This window comes from Micrococcus sp. KBS0714, from assembly GCF_002008305.4.
GTDB lineage: Bacteria > Actinomycetota > Actinomycetes > Actinomycetales > Micrococcaceae > Micrococcus > Micrococcus luteus.
On record NZ_CP042169.1, the window covers coordinates 132545 to 146698 of the forward strand.

General features: G+C 72.9%; 13 protein-coding genes and 3 tRNA genes. 10 read left to right on the top strand and 6 right to left on the bottom strand.

Going from position 1 to position 14154, the window contains the following annotated elements:
* Positions 1-140 precede the first annotated feature (140 nt).
* The 5 genes from B1A86_RS00605 (at position 141) to B1A86_RS00625 (ending at position 4697) form a co-directional block, all read left to right on the top strand.
* Complete coding sequence (locus B1A86_RS00605; RefSeq protein ID WP_041103600.1) at positions 141-1481, top strand: Nramp family divalent metal transporter; 1341 nt, start codon at positions 141-143, stop codon at positions 1479-1481.
* Between the two features lie 80 nt (positions 1482-1561).
* Positions 1562-1921 (top strand): thiamine-binding protein, encoded by a 360-nt coding sequence (locus B1A86_RS00610; protein ID WP_020625365.1) that lies wholly within the window; start codon positions 1562-1564, stop codon positions 1919-1921.
* Between the two features lie 151 nt (positions 1922-2072).
* Positions 2073-2567: a GNAT family N-acetyltransferase gene (locus tag B1A86_RS00615; RefSeq protein WP_020625366.1), complete on the top strand. Its 495-nt coding sequence runs from the start codon at positions 2073-2075 to the stop codon at positions 2565-2567.
* Positions 2568-2693: 126 nt separating this feature from the next.
* On the top strand, positions 2694-3662 hold the full coding sequence (locus tag B1A86_RS00620; RefSeq protein WP_020625367.1) for a spermidine synthase: 969 nt from the start codon (positions 2694-2696) through the stop codon (positions 3660-3662).
* Between the two features lie 60 nt (positions 3663-3722).
* Positions 3723-4697, top strand: a complete 975-nt coding sequence (locus B1A86_RS00625; protein ID WP_070708964.1) for a universal stress protein — start codon at positions 3723-3725, stop codon at positions 4695-4697.
* Positions 4698-4704: 7 nt separating this feature from the next.
* On the opposite strand, the gene B1A86_RS00630 is transcribed toward B1A86_RS00625, so the two are convergent.
* Complete coding sequence (locus B1A86_RS00630; RefSeq protein ID WP_002856128.1) at positions 4705-5100, bottom strand: metallopeptidase family protein; 396 nt, start codon at positions 5098-5100, stop codon at positions 4705-4707.
* A gap of 125 nt (positions 5101-5225) precedes the next feature.
* Here B1A86_RS00630 and B1A86_RS00635 point away from each other — a divergent pair.
* The 4 genes from B1A86_RS00635 (at position 5226) to B1A86_RS00650 (ending at position 6343) form a co-directional block, all read left to right on the top strand.
* Positions 5226-5298 (top strand) — tRNA-Glu (locus B1A86_RS00635).
* A 116-nt stretch (positions 5299-5414) separates the two neighbouring features.
* Positions 5415-5488, top strand: a tRNA-Asp gene (locus B1A86_RS00640).
* A 72-nt stretch (positions 5489-5560) separates the two neighbouring features.
* Positions 5561-5636: transfer RNA gene (locus B1A86_RS00645), tRNA-Phe, on the top strand.
* 92 nt (positions 5637-5728) lie between these two features.
* Positions 5729-6343: a cysteine hydrolase family protein gene (locus B1A86_RS00650; RefSeq protein WP_041103605.1), complete on the top strand. Its 615-nt coding sequence runs from the start codon at positions 5729-5731 to the stop codon at positions 6341-6343.
* A 7-nt stretch (positions 6344-6350) separates the two neighbouring features.
* Here B1A86_RS00650 and B1A86_RS00655 read toward each other — a convergent pair whose 3' ends face one another.
* Positions 6351-6617 (bottom strand): hypothetical protein, encoded by a 267-nt coding sequence (locus B1A86_RS00655; protein ID WP_002856131.1) that lies wholly within the window; start codon positions 6615-6617, stop codon positions 6351-6353.
* Between the two features lie 202 nt (positions 6618-6819).
* Here B1A86_RS00655 and B1A86_RS00660 point away from each other — a divergent pair, with 202 nt between their 5' ends.
* Positions 6820-8679: a BCCT family transporter gene (locus tag B1A86_RS00660; protein WP_073116245.1), complete on the top strand. Its 1860-nt coding sequence runs from the start codon at positions 6820-6822 to the stop codon at positions 8677-8679.
* Between the two features lie 84 nt (positions 8680-8763).
* Here B1A86_RS00660 and B1A86_RS00665 read toward each other — a convergent pair whose 3' ends face one another.
* From B1A86_RS00665 to B1A86_RS00680, 4 genes are all read right to left on the bottom strand, one after another.
* Entirely contained in the window at positions 8764-10230 is a 1467-nt protein-coding gene (locus B1A86_RS00665) for an amino acid permease (protein WP_036383523.1), read from the bottom strand.
* Positions 10231-10438: 208 nt separating this feature from the next.
* Positions 10439-12262, bottom strand: a complete 1824-nt coding sequence (locus B1A86_RS00670; RefSeq protein ID WP_036383521.1) for an alpha-amylase family glycosyl hydrolase — start codon at positions 12260-12262, stop codon at positions 10439-10441.
* Between the two features lie 113 nt (positions 12263-12375).
* Positions 12376-13278 (bottom strand): hypothetical protein, encoded by a 903-nt coding sequence (locus B1A86_RS00675; protein ID WP_069941067.1) that lies wholly within the window; start codon positions 13276-13278, stop codon positions 12376-12378.
* Between the two features lie 18 nt (positions 13279-13296).
* Positions 13297-14124 (bottom strand): exodeoxyribonuclease III, encoded by an 828-nt coding sequence (locus tag B1A86_RS00680; protein ID WP_049147818.1) that lies wholly within the window; start codon positions 14122-14124, stop codon positions 13297-13299.
* Positions 14125-14154 lie beyond the last annotated feature (30 nt).

The following is a 14154-nucleotide window of genomic DNA, read 5'->3' on the forward strand; positions in this document are numbered from 1 at the left end:
CGGGGCTCGTCGTTCACGGTACCGAGGCCGCGGCGTCGGGGCCCGTCCCGGCCGACGCGGATCGACGTGAGTGAGGCGTGTCTCTCACGCGCGTAATACACATGACTGCACTCGCCCCGTCAAGCATTAAGGACCCTCCCATGGCAACGAGAGCCGACCGCGGCCGCCCCGTGCACAACCCCGACATCATCGGGTTCACGGACGCCGAGCTCAACGAGACCCCCATCCGGCCGAAGTGGAACTCGCTGGGACCCGGCATCGTGGCGGCCGCCACGGGCGTGGGCGCCGCGGACCTCGTGGCCACCCTCACCGCCGGCTCCCGCTACGGCTACATGCTCCTGTGGGCCGTGATCCTGGGCGTGATCTTCAAGATCGTGCTCGTGGAGGGCGTGGGCCGCTGGTACCTGTCCACCGGCAAGACGATCTTCCAGGGCTGGCGCTCGCTGGGCTCCTGGACCTCCTGGTACTTCGGCCCCTACATCCTGATCTGGGGCTTCGTGTACGGCGCCACCGCCATGAGCTCGGCCGCGCTGCCCCTGGCCGCGCTGTTCCCGGGCGTGGACATGAAGGTCTACGCGATCGGCCTGGGCCTCGTGGGCCTGGGCCTGGTGTGGCTGAACCGGTACGGGCTGATCGAGAAGCTCATGGCGGTGCTGATCGGCGTCATGTTCCTGACCGTCCTGCTCTCCGCGGCGCTCACCGCCCCCAACGTGGGCGACATCCTCGCCGGCCTGGTCCCGCGCATCCCGTCCGGCGACCCGGACGTCATGTTCTACGTGCTCGGCCTGGCCGGCGGCGTGGGCGGCACCATCACCCTCGGCGCGTACGCCTACTGGCTGCGGGAGAAGGGCTGGAACGTCCCGAAGTACATGCGGGTGATGAAGTTCGACAACGCGACGTCGTACATCCTCACCGGCATCTTCGTGATCGCCACCATGATCATGGGCGTCGAGCTGCTCCACTCGGCCGGCCTGGCGATCTCCTCCGGTGACCGCGGCCTGCTCGACGTCGGCAACGTGCTCGCCGAGCGCTACGGCCAGGCGTACTCCGTGGTGTTCCTGGTGGGCTTCTTCGCCGCGTCCTTCTCCTCGCTTCTGGGCGTGTGGCACGGCGTCTCCCTGATGTTCGCGGACTTCTGGACGAACTTCCGCCGCCCCGCGGACGAGCTCGACCAGGACGACGCCCCCTCGCTGGCCTCGAAGCCGGGCCGCTTCTTCCTGCTGTGGCTGACCTTCCCGCCGATGACCCTGCTGTTCCTGGATCGCCCGATCTTCCTGATCCTGCTCTACGGCACGCTCGGCGCCTTGTTCATGCCGTTCCTGGCCGTGACGCTGCTGTTCCTGAACAACAAGAAGGAGGTGCCGGCCCAGTTCCGCAACGGCTGGATCCGCAACACGCTGCTGGGCCTGACGGCCGCCGTGTTCGTGGCGATCGGCGTGAACGAGCTGTGGAAGGCCCTGCAGCCGCTGATCGGGGGCTGACCGGGTGGCCGGCCGGGTGGGCTCCGACTCGGCCGGCCCTGGCCGGTGACCACGGGCGGCGCAGCGGGCACACTGGTGCCATGATCGTCGCCTTCTCCGTCGCTCCCTCCGGCCAGCCCGCCGACTCCGCCCACCTGCCCGGGGACGCGGACACCGCCTCCGTGCACCGGGCGGTGGCCGCCGCCGTCGCCGTGGTCCGCGCCTCCGGCCTGCCCCACCGCACCTCCTCGATGTTCACGGAGATCGAGGGCGACTGGGACGAGGTGATGGAGGTCGTGCGCGGCGCCGTGGACGCGGTCTCCTCGTACGGCTCCCGGGTCTCGCTCGTGCTCAAGGCGGACATCCGCCCCGGCCACTCGGGCGAGCTGGACGGCAAGCTCGAGCGCCTCGAGGCGGCGCTCGCCGAGGACGGGAACGGGGACGCGGCGGACGCCCGCTGATCCCGGCTGACCCCCAGCCCCCCACCCCCGCCCACCCCCACTTCCGTTCGAGAAACGGGAGCCTCGGGAGGCACCTTCGTTCGAGGAACGGGAGGTCCCCCGACCGCTTTCGTTCGAGGAACGGGAGCCCCACATGCCCAGGAGGTCCGCCATGGCCGTCACCGTGCGACCGGCCACGTCCGACGACGTCGAGCCCCTGCTGCGCGTCAAGGCACAGGCCTGGCGCGAGGCCTACGGCGGGCTGCTGCCCGCCGCGCACCTGGACGCCGTGGACGCGGGCGTGCCGGAGCAGGTCCCGGGGTGGGCCGCGCTGGTCGGCTCGGACCGGGAGCTGTGGGTCGCCGACGACGGCGGCCGGCTGCTCGGCATGGCGCTCGCGGGCCCGCGGCGCAGCCAGGGCGGGGGCCTGCCCGACCTCGAGCTCATGGCGCTCTACGTCCTGGCTGAGGCGTACGGCACGGGCCTGGGTGCGCTCCTGCTGGACGCCGTCGTCGGGAAGCGTCCGGCGGTCCTGCGCGTGCTCGCCGAGAATCCGCGCGCGGTGGCCTTCTACGCGAAGCACGGCTTCGCGCCCGAGGGTGGGCCCGAGCCCATGACCGGGCCGTGGGCGGGCTTGCACGAGCAGTTGATGGTGCGTCGTGGCTGAGCGGCGGACTCGCTCCGGGCGGGCGTCGGGCTCCCGTTCCTCGAACGGAAGCGGTCGGGGGACCTCCCGTTCCCCGAACGAAGGCGCCTCTGGAGGCTCCCGTTTCCCGAACGAAGGCGTGGGGGCGTGAGCCGGCGGTCGGGTCGGTCGTCGGGTCGGTCGTCGGCGGCGTCCTCGTCGTCGCGGGGGTCGGCCGCCCGGCGCGGCCGGGCCGCGGAGCCGGAGGGGATCGTCCCCGGCGTCCACGAGATCAGCCACGGCACCGCGGAGATCCGCGAGGACCCGTACGAGCCCGGCGCGTTCGTGCTGTACGTCAACGGGGTCGAGTCCTCCCCGCTGGACCCCGACCACCCCGAGCGGATGGGCTTCGAGTACATGCGCTGGGCCGTCGCGGCCGTCCGCGCGCACTGGCCGGAGCCCACGCCGCTGCGGGCCCTGCACCTGGGCGGCGCGGGCTGCGCCCTCGCCCGCTGGGTGGACCACGCGCACCCCGGCTCCCATCAGACCGCGGTGGAGATCGACGCCGGCCTGGCCGCCCTCGCGCGTGAGCGCTTCGGCCTGCCCCGCGCCCCGGCCCTGCGCATCCGCGTGGCCGACGCCGCCGAGGTCCTGGCCACGGCCCACCCGGCCAGCCGCGACCTGATCATCCGCGACGTCTTCGCCCCGGACCCCACGGACCTGACGGGCGCCCGCCACATCACCCCGCCGGGCCTCACCGGCCTGGACGCGGCCCGCGCCGCCGCGCGGGTCCTCGCCCCCGGCGGGCTGTACGTGCTCAACGTGGGCGGCGGGCCGGACCTGACGTCGGTGCGGGCGGACGTGGCCGCCGTCGTCGCCGCGTTCGAGCACGTCGAGGTGATCGCGGATCCGCCCATGCTCAAGGGGCGGCGCCGCGGCAACGTCATCGTGGCGGCCTCGGACGCCCCCGTGGCCCGCCCCGCCGCGGACGCCCCGCCCGGCTCCGACCCCCGCGACCGCCTGGCCCGTGCCCTGCGCATGGACGCCTTCCCGGCCCGGCTCGCGGAGGATCCACGCGGCTTCCCCGCGGGCGTCGCGCCCGGGATCACGGGACTCGTCCCGGGCCCCGAGGCGTAGACTGGAGGCACTCGGCCGGGTCCGCCCGGGGCCCGTCGAGTCCGACTCGAGGAGGTCGCCATGTCCGCCCAGACCCAGCCCGCCGCCACCCGCCGTGAGGACGCACCGCTCGGCGTCCTGGTGGGTGTGGACGGCTCCGACCAGTCCGTCTCCGCCGCCCGCTGGGCCCAGCGCGAGGCCGGCCTGCGCGGCGAGCCGCTGACCCTCGTCACCGCCTACTCGATCCCCGCGTACTGGGGTTACGGCGCGGACGCCAGCGGCGCCGTCCTGGACGACTCCCGTCTCCGCGAGGGCGTGCAGGCCCTCCTGGAGGAGGTCGCCGGCAAGCTCGACGCCGACGGGGTGCGTCCGGAGCTGCGTGTGGAGATCGGGGACGCGGCCGGCGTCCTCGTGGAGCTCTCCGCCGAGGCCTCCCTGCTCGTCTCGGGCGCGCGCGGCCGCGGCGGCTTCATGGGCCGCCTGCTCGGCTCGGTGGCCGCCGCGCTGCCCGGCCACGCGCACTGCCCGGTCGCCATCATCCCCGCCGGGGTCGAGGCCAGCCGCGCGGGGGACAGGACCGCCGTCGTGGTGGGCGTCGACGGTTCCGAGCAGGGCCGTGCCGCCGCTCTCGAGGCCGCTGAGGAGGCCCGCCTCCGCCAGGCCCCGCTGAAGCTCGTGTGCGCCGTCCCGCCCCTGGGCGCGAATGCCGCGTGGCTGGCGGTCAGCCTGGACGAGGAGGCCCGCGAGCGGGAGCTGCGGGAGCGTCTCGAGGCCGGCGCCGCGTGGATCAGCTCCGAGTTCCCCGGTCTCGAGGTCCTCACCGAGCTCGTGGACGGCACCCCCGTGGACGTGTTGGTGGACCAGACCGCCACCGCCCGCCTCACCGTGGTGGGCACGCGCGGTCTGGGCGGCTTCGCCGGTGCGATCGTCGGCTCCACCAGCCGCGGCGTCGCGGACCACGCGAAGGGTCCGGTGCTCGTCGTCCCGTTCCGCGAGGACGTCCGCCTCGGCCGCCGCGCCTCGTTCGGCCCGGTCCAGGACCAGTCGGGGTCCTGACCGGCGCTCAGCCCCAGCCGAGCTCGTGGAGGCGCTCCTCGGAGATGCCGAAGAAATGCCCCACCTCGTGCATGACGGTGACGGTGATCTCGTCCTCGAGCTCGGCGCGGGAGGTGCAGTGGCGGGTGAGCGGGCCGCGGAACACCACGATCCGGTCCGGCATCTGCCACGCGAACTCGGCGCGCTCGGTCAGCGGCACGCCCTCGTAGAGGCCGAACAGCTCGGTGGCCGGGTCCTCCCAGCGCTGCGGCTCGTACTCGTCCTCCACCACCACGACGACGTTCGTCAGCAGCCGTGCCAGCTCGTCCGGGATGCGGGTGAGGGCCGCGGAGACGGCGTCGTCGAACTCCTGCTCGCTCATCCACGTGGCGGCGGGCTGCTCGGGCGACGGGCGGTGGTCCACGGCGGCTCCTGGGTGTGCGGGGCTCCGCGGCGCGGAGGGCGGCCGGCCGGCGGCCGGACTTGCCGGAGGGTCTGCGGCCACCATAGACTCCCAGGGTCCACCTCGGGAATCTCGACACCGGACCTGCCCCTATCGTCTAGAGGCCTAGGACACCGCCCTTTCACGGCGGCGACACGGGTTCGAATCCCGTTGGGGGTACGCAGAACAGCCGCCTTCGGCAGCCGGAACGGCACATGGAGCGTGGATTTGCACGACGCTCGGAGGCTCTGCTAGAGTTTCCACTCGTTGCGAAAGCGGCGAGAACAACAGAACATGGCCCTGTAGCGCAGTTGGTTAGCGCGCCGCCCTGTCACGGCGGAGGTCGCGGGTTCAAGTCCCGTCAGGGTCGCTCGGATCGTCCGATCACCGGCATTCGGAAACGGAGTCCGGTGACGCATGGTCCTGGTGACGAAGGTCGCCGGGCTCTGTAGCTCAGTTGGTAGAGCGTACGACTGAAAATCGTAAGGTCACCGGATCGACGCCGGTCGGAGCCACCACTTCGAGAAGGCCCCCCGCAGACGCGGGGGGCCTTCGTCGTCCGGGGCGACGAGCCACTGACAGGCGGCGACGCGGTGGGCACACTGGTTCGATGCCCGATTCCCCCTCCGCCCGCGCGACCGGCGGCGAGACCGCGCTCGTGGTGATCGACGTCCAGCACAGCTACTTCGAGCATCCCGCGCTGGCTGCCCAGCAGGCCGAGCTGACGGCGGCGGTCGTGGAACTGCTCCGGACCGCGCGCGAGGCCGGCCGTCCCGTCTTCCTGGTGCGGACCGAGCACGCGCGGGACCGCTCCACGTGGACGTTGAACATGCTGGCCGACGGCGAGGGCTTCGCCTTCCCGGGCACCCGGCAGGCGGCTCTGCTCGACGGGGTCGCGGCGGCCGCCCCGGACGCCGTCGAGGTCGTGAAGACCCGGGACTCCGCCTTCCACGGCACGGGACTGGCGGCCGAGCTGCGGGGCCGCGGGGTGGATCGGCTCCTGCTGTGCGGCGTCTCCACCCACAGCTGCATCGCCGAGACCGCCACGGCCGCGTTCGCCCTCGACTTCCACGCCGCGATCGCGACGGACGCGATCGCCTCCGAAGAGCCGGCGCTGGCCGCGGCGATGCTCGACTTCCTCCGCGACGAGATGCGTCAGCCGCTCCTCGGGCAGGACGAGGCACTCACCCTCCTGCGCACCGGCCTCGTCCCCGACCGGGGCTGAGGGGCGTTCACAGGATCTCGACGTCGCCCTCGTCCGCACGCGTGCGGTCCTGGGCGTCCTCCTCGATGTGCATGGCGGCGGACTCCGCATTGCGCAGGGAGTCCGGGGCACGTCCCTCCCCGGCCCAGTGCTGCGGGTCGTCCGAGCCGCCGCGCACGGGCTGGCCGTCGCGGCCGTCCTCCGGCTCGGGGTCGCCGGCGGCGTTGGGATCGGCGAGCAGGTCCGTCTCGAGCTCTCGTTCGTCCTCGCGGTCCTCGAAGGGGACGTCGGTCATGGTGCGGGTCCTTCCTCTCACGGGCGGGTCCGTCCGGCGCCGCCGTCGTCGTGGTGCCCCACACCCTAGTGAGGCCGCCCACGCGTCACCAGGGGGCGCCCGCGCCGGGGCCGTGGGCGCGGTCACCCGGCCGGGTGAGACCGTCCACTCGGCCGCGTCTCAGGCGGGGAGCCGGCGTGCGGGACCACGTAGGGTCGGGAGGATGAGCGATCCGACACCGCCCTCGACCGAGCCCATGATCCCCGAGCAACCCGGGAACCATCCGTCCTCGGCGACCGCCCCCGACGCCGGCGTCGCCCCTGCCACCTCCGCCGCGGCCGGCCGCGACCGCGTCCTGTTGCCGTGGGTGTTCTGGCCCTCTGCAGTCATCGTGCTCTCCTTCGTGGGGGCCACGCTGCTCGCCCCCGCGCAGATGACCGTGGGCATCGGCCTGGTCCAGCAGGCCATCATCACGAACTTCTCGTGGTGGTACGCCCTCGTCGCCCTGTTCTTCGTGCTGTTCTGCGGCTACCTCGCGTTCTCCCGCAAGGGCGACATCACCCTGGGCAAGCCCGATGAGAAGCCCGAGTTCTCCACGCTGTCCTGGTTCTCCCTGCTCTTCGCGGCGGGCATGGGCATCGGCCTCGTGTTCTTCGGCATGACCGAGCCGCTCATGCACTTCACCTCGCCGCGGCCCGACCTGGCGGCCGCCAACCCCACCCAGGCGGAGGCCGCCCAGTCGGCGCTGGCCACCACGTTCCTGCACTGGGGCCTGCAGCCCTGGGCGATCTACGCGGTGGTGGGCGTGGCGGTCGCGCTGGCCATCCACCGGCGTGGCCGTCCCCTCGCGCTGCGCTGGGCCTTCGAGCCGCTGATCGGCGAGCGCCGCGTGCGCGGCGGCTGGGGCCACCTGATCGACAACATCGCCCTCATCGGCACCGTCTTCGGCGTGGCCACCTCGCTGGGCCTCGGCGTCACCCAGATGTCCGCGGGCCTGCGTGCGCTGGGCATCGTGCCCGAGGACAGCCCCTGGCTCGAGTACGTCATGATCGGCGCGGTCACCTGCGTGGTGCTCTACACCGTGGTCTCCGGCGTGGAGCGCGGCATGAAGTGGCTGTCCAACACCAACCTGATCCTGGCCGCCGGCCTGCTGCTGTTCATCGCGATCGTGGGGCCCACCGCGTTCCTGTTCAAGGAGATGGTGCAGTCCCTCGGCTCTTACATGCAGTACTTCTTCGCGAACTCGCTCAACGTCTCCGCGTTCTATGGCGCCGAGGGCGACGCGTGGCAGGCTGGCTGGAGCGCGTACTACTGGGGCTGGTGGATGTCCTGGACGCCGTTCGTCGGCATCTTCATCGCCCGCATCTCGCGCGGTCGCACCGTGCGCGAGTTCATCGCCGGCGTGCTGCTGGTGCCCACCCTGGTCTGCGTGGTCTGGTTCGGCATCCTGGGCGGCACCGCGATCTTCCTCGAGACCACCCGCCCGGCCGGGTACACCTCCGTGGTGGGCGCGGACGGCGCCATCGACTCGAACACCGCGCTGTTCCAGGTGCTCGAGCAGCTGCCCGCGGGCATGATGCTCGTGGTCGGCGCCATCATCCTCTCGGGCATCTTCTTCATCACCTCCGCCGACTCGGGCTCGCTCGTGATGGGCATGCTCGCCACCGGCGGCGACGTGAACCCGAAGGCCACGGTGAAGATCTTCTTCGCCATCGCCACCTCGCTCATGGCCGCGGCACTGCTGGCCGCGGGCGGCCTGTCCGCGATCCAGGTCCTGGCCATCACCATCGGCCTGCCGTTCTCCGTGCTGATGCTGCTGATCTGCCTGGCCACGTTCCGCTCGCTCGGCTACTCCGTGGCGCGGGTGGAGGCGGTGCGCCGCCAGGCCATGCTGGCCTCCATCAAGGACCGCCTGGGCCTCGAGTCCGACGACGACGAGGTGGTCGACGCCGGCCCCGTGGCGGCCTCGCAGTGGTGGGCCTCGCTCAGCCGGGACCACCAGCAGCGGATCGCCGATGCGGCCGCCGGCGTCCCGGCCTCAGAGGGGCCCCGCCGCCCCCGGCTGCGCCGCCACGAGCACTGACGTCCGGCCTACCGGGCGACCTCCCGGCCCCGACGAGAACGGCCCCTGTCCCGCGCGGGACAGGGGCCGTCGTCGTCGTGGGGGTCAGTCCTCGTGGGACTGGCGGGTGCGGACCACCGGCAGGGTGCCGGTGCGGTCGTGGGCCGCGGCCGACGTGCGGGTGCCCGTGACGAACCAGGCGAGGGTCAGGACCGCGACCCACACGAGACCGATGATGAGCGCCTGGCGCGAATCCGGGATGGTGGCCATGGTGATCACCACGGTGGCCACGAACGCCAGGCCCAGGTAGGTGCCGACGCCGCCCAGCGGCATGGGGAAGGGGGACGGCTCCGCGCCCTGCTCCGCGACGCGCCTGCGCATGGCGCGGTGGGACAGGAAGATCATGGCCCAGGTCAGCACCACGGCGAACGAGGCGACGCCGGCCACCAGGCTGAAGGCGTTCGGGTCCACGGTGATCAGCACCGCGCCGAGCACCATCACGCCCAGCATCACGGCCACGGACAGCCACGGCACGCCGCCGCGGTTGGTGTGGGTGAAGGCCCGGGGTGCCTGGCCGTCGTGGGCCATCGCGTAGAGCAGGCGACCGGACGCGTAGATGCAGGCGTTGATCGCGGAGACGGCGGCGGTGAGCACCACGAAGTTCAGCAGGTGCGGGGCGAAGGGGACGCCGAGGCCCTCGAAGATCTGCACGAACGGGCTGGCCTTGCCGTCCACCTGGTTCCAGGGGACGAGGGCCATGATGACCGCCATCGTCAGCACGTAGAACAACAGGATGCGGATCGGCACCGTGTTGATGGCCTTGGGCAGCACCTTCTCCGGGTTCTTGGCCTCGCCCGCGGCCACGCCGAGGGTCTCGATGCCGCCGAAGGAGAACGTCACGATGGTGAGCGCGGTCAGCACGCCCAGGATGCCGTGCGGCAGGAATCCGCCGTGGTCCACGAGGTTCGCCAGGCTGGCCTGGGTGCCGTCCGCGGTGGAGGCGCCGGTGAAGAGCAGGATCACACCGCCGAAGATCATCGCCACGATGGCCCCGACCTTCACGAGCGTCAGCCAGAACTCGGCCTCACCGAAGTTGCCGACGTGCGTGAAGTTGATCAGGCCGACCACGAGGATCGTGGCCGCGACCCAGGCCCAGGCCGGGACCCCCGGGAACCAGAACGCCATGTACGTGGTGATGGCGGCGGTGTCCGCGACGATCACGACGGCCAGCTCGAAGACGAAGGTCCAGCCGGTCACGTAGCCGGCGAAGGGGCCGAGATAACGGGAGGCGTAGGCGGCGAAGGACCCGGAGACGGGCTCCCGGAGCGTCATCTCGCCGAGGGCGCGCATCACGAGGAACACGGCGGCGCCCGCGACGAGGAAGGACAGGATCACGCCCGGCCCGGCGGCCTGGATGCCGCCGGCCGAGCCGTAGAAGAGGCCGGTGCCCACCGCCGTGCCCAGGGCGATGAACATGATGTGCCGCTGGCTCAGGCCGCGGTGCAGCTGCCCGCGGTCCGCGGTGGCCGCGCCGGTCTCGGCGACGCGGGAGCCGGAGGGGGAGGTGCTCACGTGAAGTCTCCGCTCGAAGGGGGGGTGGATCAGGACACGCCATGGTGACTCGTGATACAGCGTTCATGCCACTTTGTCCGGTGTGATGCAAGTCATCGTGGACGTTACGTCGCGTTCGTCCGGCCAGGCCGGATGATGTGACCTCGCCCACCGCGGATTCCCCGCGGAAGGTCCGTGGCGCCCCGGCGGGTCCCGGGGCGCGCCGGGCTCAGTCCATGAGCAGCCACGCGGCGGCGTCGTGCGCGAGCCGCCCGTCCTGCACGGCCTCCGCCTCCTCGAGGGAGAACAGGGCCCGGGAATGGTTCGCGGGCAGGTCGACGGGCTCGGTCGACAGGTTCGCCATCACGAGCACGGTGCGCGCCGGGATCGGCTCGCCCGAGCCCAGGTGCCGGCCACCGCCCGAGGTGACCGTGAACGCCAGCACGCCGCGTGTGGGGTCGTGGTGCTCGGACCACGCGAACGTGCCCGTGCCCAGGTCGAGCTCGCCGCGGATCTGCAGCAGACGCCGGTACAGCTCGAACACGGAGCCCTCGACGCCGACCTGCCGGTCCGCCGCCAGCGCTCGGAAGGACGCGGGCTGGGGCAGCCACGGCGCGGCGACGCCCTCGGCGGCGGACGCGGGGCCGTCGTCGTCCGCGGGGGTCGAGAAGCCGTAGGACGGCTCGTCGGCGGCCCACGGCAGAGGGATGCGGCAGCCGTCGCGGCCGGGCTCCTTGCCGTCCGTGCGGAAGAAGTACGGGTCCTGGCGGTGCTCGGCGGCGAGGGTGGTGTGCTCGGGCAGGCCCAGCTCGTCGCCCTGGTAGATGTACGCGGAGCCGGGCAGGCCCAGCTCCACCATCGCGGCGGCGCGGGCCCGACGGCGACCGACCGCCTCGTCTGGCTGCTCGTCCTCGGCCGTGATGCCGGCGGGGTAGGAGCTCGGGTCGGCGAGGCCGTAGCGGGAGGCGTGGCGCACCGTGTCGTGGTTCGAGAGCACCCAGGTGTTCGGGGCGCCGACCCGGCCGGCCTGCTCGAAGGACCGGTCGATCGCGTGGGTCAGCGAGGCGGCGTCCCAGCCGGCCATGAGGTAGGTGAAGTTGAAGGTCTGGTGCATCTCGCCGGGGCGGACGTACCGGAACATCCGCGAGAGCGGGGCCACCCACGCCTCGGCCACCATCATCGGCTCGTGGTCGTAGGAGTCCAGGACCCGCCGCCAGTCCCGGTAGACCTCGTGGACGCGGTCCTGGTCCATGAACGGGGTGAGCGGCTCGAAGGTGTCCGGGTCGAACGTGGGGTCGGCGTCCTCGCCCGCGTCCGTGACCATGCCCATGCGGGAGTGCTCGGCGTCCGGGTAGCCGGGCTGCTTGATGAGCCCGTGGGCCACGTCCACCCGGAAGCCGTCCACGCCGCGGTCCAGCCAGAACCGCAGGATGGAGCGGAACTCCTCACGCACCTCCTCGTTCTCCCAGTTCAGGTCCGGCTGCGTGGTGTCGAACAGGTGCAGGTACCACTGGCCCGGGGTGCCGTCCGCCTCGGTCACGCGGGTCCAGGCCCCGCCGCCGAACGTGGACTCCCAGTTGTTGGGGGGCAGCTCGCCGTGCTCGCCGCGGCCCTCGGCGAAGTGGTAGCGGGCGCGCTCGGGGGAGCCGGGGCCGGCGGCCAGGGCGGCCTGGAACCACGCGTGCTCGGACGAGGTGTGGTTCGGCACGAGGTCCACGACCACGCGGATGCCGGCCTCGTGCGCGGCGGCGATCATCTCGTCCGCGTCCGCGAGCGTGCCGAACCGCGGGTCCACGGCGCGGTAGTCCGCGACGTCGTAGCCGGCGTCGTGCTGCGGGGAGAGGTAGAAGGGCGAGAGCCAGATCGCGTCCACGCCGAGCTGGGCCAGGTAGTCGAGGCGCGAGGTGACGCCGCGCAGGTCGCCCATGCCATCCCCGTCCGCGTCCGCGAAGGAGCGCGGGTACACCTGGTAGATCACGGCGTCCACCCACCACGGGGTGACGGGTCGGTTCCGGGCTTCCGAGGGCGGGGTGCTCAGGCGCTGCGTGGTCATGGGATCCACCCTAGGCCCGACGCCGGGGCCGCGCGCCCCGCGTGGGCGGCGTCGGCGGCGTGGTGTGCGTCTCGGGCGCCCGGGGCAGCCCCACCCCGGTGCGCCGGGCCGGCTCAGGTCAGCCGGGCCAGCATCCCGACGGTGGCCCAGCGACGGTTCAGCCGTTCCTGCGCGACGCCGGCGGTCGCCTCGTCGCCCTCCTCGAGGGCGTCGATGAGCGTCCACAGGTCGAAGACGGAGTCGTCCGGCCACACGTGCCGCGTGAGGCCGCCGTAGTCCAGCTCGACCCACGAGTCGGGGTGGAACGCGCCGAGCCACTCCACCATCACCGTGAGCTCGCCGATCAGCTCCGCGTCCGGGGCGTGGCGCGCGAGCACCGCCGCCGCGTGCCCGGCCCGCTCCCGGGCGGCCACGATCGGCGCGCGCCGGTACGCCGTGCGCTCGCCGTCCACGAGGCGCTGCACGGGCTCCTCGGGGTCGAACACCGTGAGCCAGCCGTGCGGCACACCCCACGTGGCCGTGCGCGTCTGCACGCGGTGGTGCTCCGGCGCACCGTCCTCGTCCTGCGGGTCCTCGACCGCCGCGTCCGGGTCGGGGGAGAGGCCCCACTCGTCCTCGAGCGCCACGAGCGCGCGGCCGCGGTTCATGGCGCGCGCCGCCGGCGGGATGGCGGCCGAGTGCAGCCGCGGCAGCATCGTCTCCTCGAGCATGGCTGCGGCCATCTCGGCGCGCAGGCCCCGCTCGTCCGGGCAGTAGAAGGCGGAGCGGTGCTCGTCCTGGAGGACCCGCACGAGGTCGTCCTCACCGGGCTCCGGGAACGGGTCGGCCACGGGCCGGGCCAGGCGACGCCGGGCCCGCTCCGCCGCCTCGGCCTCCACCTCGGCACGGGTGCGGTGGCCGCCGGCGATCAGCCGCGCCTGGACCGCGTCCGGGAACGCGGCCAGCGGCTGGAAGACGCGCAGGTGCGCGGTGCCGCGCGCGACACCCGGGGGCGGGCCGCCGTCGTCGTGGGTCATCGCGGGCTCGTCCGTGGTTCAGCCCAGCTCGACGACCACGGGCGCGTGGTCCGAGGCGCCCTTGCCCTTGCGCTCCTCGCGGTCGATCCAGGCGTCCGTGACCGTCCGTGCGAGGGCGGGGGAGCACAGCTGGAAGTCGATGCGCATGCCCTTCTTCTTGGGGAAGGCCAGGCCCGTGTAGTCCCAGTACGTGTACACGCCGGGGCCGGGGTGGCGCGGGCGCACCACGTCCACCAGCCCGGCGTCCTCGAACGCGCGGAACGCCGCGCGCTCGGGCGGGGAGACGTGCGTGTAGCCCTCGCGCTGGAACAGCTCGATGTCCCACACGTCCTCGTCCTGCGGAGCGATGTTCCAGTCGCCGGTCAGGGCGAGCCGGGTGTCCGGGTCCTCGGCGAGGCGAGCGGCCGCGTGCTCCTGGAGCACGCGCAGCCACTCGAGCTTGTAGCCCATGTGCTCGTTCTCCAGGCCGCGCCCGTTGGGCACGTAGAGGCTCCACAGGCGCACCGGGGCGACGCCGTCGGCCGCCTCGGCGCCCACGGTCGCCCCGATGGCACGGGACTCCTCCTGCGGGTCCACGCCGCCCTTGCCGAAGTGCGGCTGGCCGGGGAAGCCGCGCTGCACGTCGCTCAGGCCGACGCGGGAGGCGATGGCCACGCCGTTCCACTGCGAGGTGCCGTTGTGGACCACCTCGTAGCCGGCGCGCTCGAAGAGCTCCCACGGGAAGTTCTCGTCCCGGCACTTGGTCTCCTGGATGGCCAGGACGTCGATGTCATGGCGCTCGAGGAAGGCCTCGACGCGGTCGGCGCGGGCACGGAGGGAGTTGACGTTCCAGGTGGCGATCTTCACCCGGCCAGGCTATCGAAGGGCGCGGACACC